The sequence below is a fragment of the uncultured Cyclobacterium sp. genome (assembly GCF_963976465.1).
In the GTDB taxonomy this organism is placed as follows: domain Bacteria; phylum Bacteroidota; class Bacteroidia; order Cytophagales; family Cyclobacteriaceae; genus Cyclobacterium.
The window spans coordinates 1-2,873 of sequence record NZ_CAXBOC010000616.1; the positions used below are offsets into that span (position 1 = coordinate 1).

General features: G+C 40.1%; 2 protein-coding genes. One reads left to right on the plus strand and one right to left on the minus strand.

From position 1 onward, the window contains the following. On the minus strand, positions 1–1,095 hold a 1,095-nt coding region (locus AAC037_RS22985), incomplete at its 3' end, for a peptidoglycan DD-metalloendopeptidase family protein (RefSeq protein ID WP_339905913.1). Positions 1,096–1,332: 237 nt separating this feature from the next. On the opposite strand from AAC037_RS22985, the gene aspS reads away from it, so the two are divergent. Continuing rightward, on the plus strand, positions 1,333–2,873 hold a 1,541-nt coding region (aspS, locus tag AAC037_RS22990), incomplete at its 3' end, for an aspartate--tRNA ligase (protein ID WP_339905915.1).

The following is a 2,873-nucleotide window of genomic DNA, read 5'->3' on the forward strand; positions in this document are numbered from 1 at the left end:
GCAAAGATGTGGGCCTGTAGCCAGTCCTGTGCTACCTACATAGCCGATAATTTGACCTTGTTTTACGCGGGTTCCCTTTTTTATTCCTTTTCCTATTTTGGACATGTGTAAATATTGAGTGGTATAGGTGCCATTGTGTTTGATTTTCACAAAATTGCCATTGCCACCCCTATAAGTTGCTTCTAAAACTGTTCCGTCACCTACTGAGCGAATTTCTGTGCCTCTTGGGGCAGCATAATCAGTTCCTAAATGAGCTTTGTACCTTTTTTGAACGGGGTGAAATCTACTAAGACTATATCTGGAACTGATTCGGGAGAATTTCAAGGGATCTCTTAAGAATGCTTTTTTTAGACTGTTCCCTTCTTCGTCAAAGTAAGAAATGATACCGTTTTGCTCAAAAGGAATGGCATGGTATCCTTGTCCCATATGTTCAAAGTAGGCGGCCTCAATGTCTTCGATGCCTACAATTTGGTTTTCAACTACCTGCTCCTTGAAAATAACCTTGAACTTATCGTCTTTTTGAAGTCTTTGGAAATCTACCACCCAGCCATAGAGATCAGCAAATTGATCAACAAGATCAGGACCAAGTCCCAACTCAGTCATGTTTACATATAAGGAAGAGCTGATTTTGCCTCCAATTTCTCTACGATTGATCGCCATCGGTTTGTTTTCTTTATAAATTTCCGGTTGGCTAAGATTAAAAACTACAAATTCTGTCCTATTGGGTTCGTAAACAAAAAATTTAGATTTCGTGGAATCCCTTGGAGTCAGTACGGTGTACTTTTTGTTGAATGCTATTTTTTTTACATCGAATATTTCCTTTGACTTTTTAGCGATTTCATCGATAATTTGATAAGGCACATCAAAAGGGGCCAATATTGTAGACAAAGTTTGGTTTCGTTTTACCACACCTTCCACTATGTCTACATCATCCACATTGATTCCATATAATAAATTTTCTTCTTCCGGTTCAGGAGCAGATACTACTGGTTCTTGCGGTTCATCTTCCTGAACTTGAGAAACATTTCCATCGTAAATCCAAAATGCAATACAGGTAATGATAAATAATCCTCCGAAAGTCCAATATTTTTTCATAAATTCTAGGGTAATTAATATTTAGTAGGGGTTGTAATGTCGAATATCTTAGTAAATTACAATATAATTTGAGTATCCTATGCGAATATACATTTTTTCCTTCAAGAACTAAATTATATTTTTTGTCAATAAACGAGAATTCACCCAATTGTATTGCTTTATCTTGAGGATAAAAATAGCAATCTCTAGTCTGAATGATTATCTTTGGCGATTATTTGCAAATAAAAATCTAATTCAATGCTTAGAACACATACTTGTGGAGAACTCCGTCTGGAGGATTTGGATAAAAAAGTTATACTATCCGGATGGGTGCAAAGGGTAAGAAATAAGGGAGGATTAGCATGGGTAGACCTTAGGGATCGTTATGGTGTTACCCAGCTGATTTTTGAAGAAGGGGCCGTGGCTCCTGAGCTTTTAAAAACTGCAACAACCTTGGGACGGGAGTATGTCGTTCAGGCTGAAGGTGTGGTGATTGAACGTGCTTCAAAAAATGATAAAATCCCTACCGGATCAATTGAAATTCGCGTAAGTGAATTGAAGGTATTAAATAAGGCCAAAGTGCCACCATTCATCATTGAAGACGAGACAGATGGAGGGGAAGAGTTGAGAATGAAGTACCGTTACCTGGACTTGAGAAGGAATGTGGTTAGAGAAAAGCTGCAACTGAGACATCGCATGATGCAGGAGACCAGAAAATACATGGATGGACAAGATTTTATGGAGGTGGAAACACCCGTATTGATCAAGTCCACTCCTGAGGGAGCCAGAGACTTTGTTGTTCCTAGCAGGGTTCATGGAGGGGAATTTTATGCCTTACCTCAATCTCCACAGACCTTTAAGCAACTATTAATGGTCAGTGGCTTTGATCGTTATTTTCAAATAGTAAAGTGTTTTAGAGATGAGGATCTCCGTGCAGACAGGCAGCCGGAATTTACCCAAATAGACTGTGAAATGTCCTTTGTAGACCAAGAGGATATTTTGGAGATCTTTGAGGGTTTGGTTCGTCATCTTTTCACGAAAGTTAAGGGGATGGAATTGGGTAATATCGATCGCATGACCTATGAAGATGCCATGCGTCTCTATGGAAATGACAAGCCTGACATCCGCTTTGGGATGCCTTTTGTGGAACTCAATGATTTGGCACAGGGAAAAGGGTTTAGCATATTTGATAGTGCAGAGCTGATCCTTGGCATCAATGCAGGGGGTGCAGCAAACTATACCAGAAAGCAGCTGGATGCGCTTACCAATTGGGTAAGAAGACCGCAAATAGGTGCCAAAGGCATGGTCTATGTCAAATGCAATGAAGATGGCACCTTTAAGTCATCAGTGGATAAATTTTACAGTCAAGAAGACCTTAAAGCTTGGGCAGACAAAGCAGGAGCTAAAAAAGGTGATTTGATATTGCTGCTTTCCGGGAGTGAAAAAGACACCCGAAAGCAAATGTCCGAATTAAGGCTTAAAATGGGGGATGATTTGGGATTGAGAGACAAATCTGTTTATAAACCGCTTTGGGTGCTGGATTTTCCATTGCTTGAATGGGATGAAGAAACGGCCAGGTATCATGCCATGCACCACCCTTTTACTTCTCCTAAAAAAGAGGACATGGAACTTCTCGACAAAGATCCCGGAAAGGTTCGCGCCAATGCCTATGATTTGGTTATCAATGGAGTAGAAATCGGTGGTGGTTCCATTAGAATTCATGACAAGGAAACCCAGCAAATGATGTTCAGGCATCTGGGCTTTACAGAAGAAGAAGCCCAATCACAATTTGGGTTTCT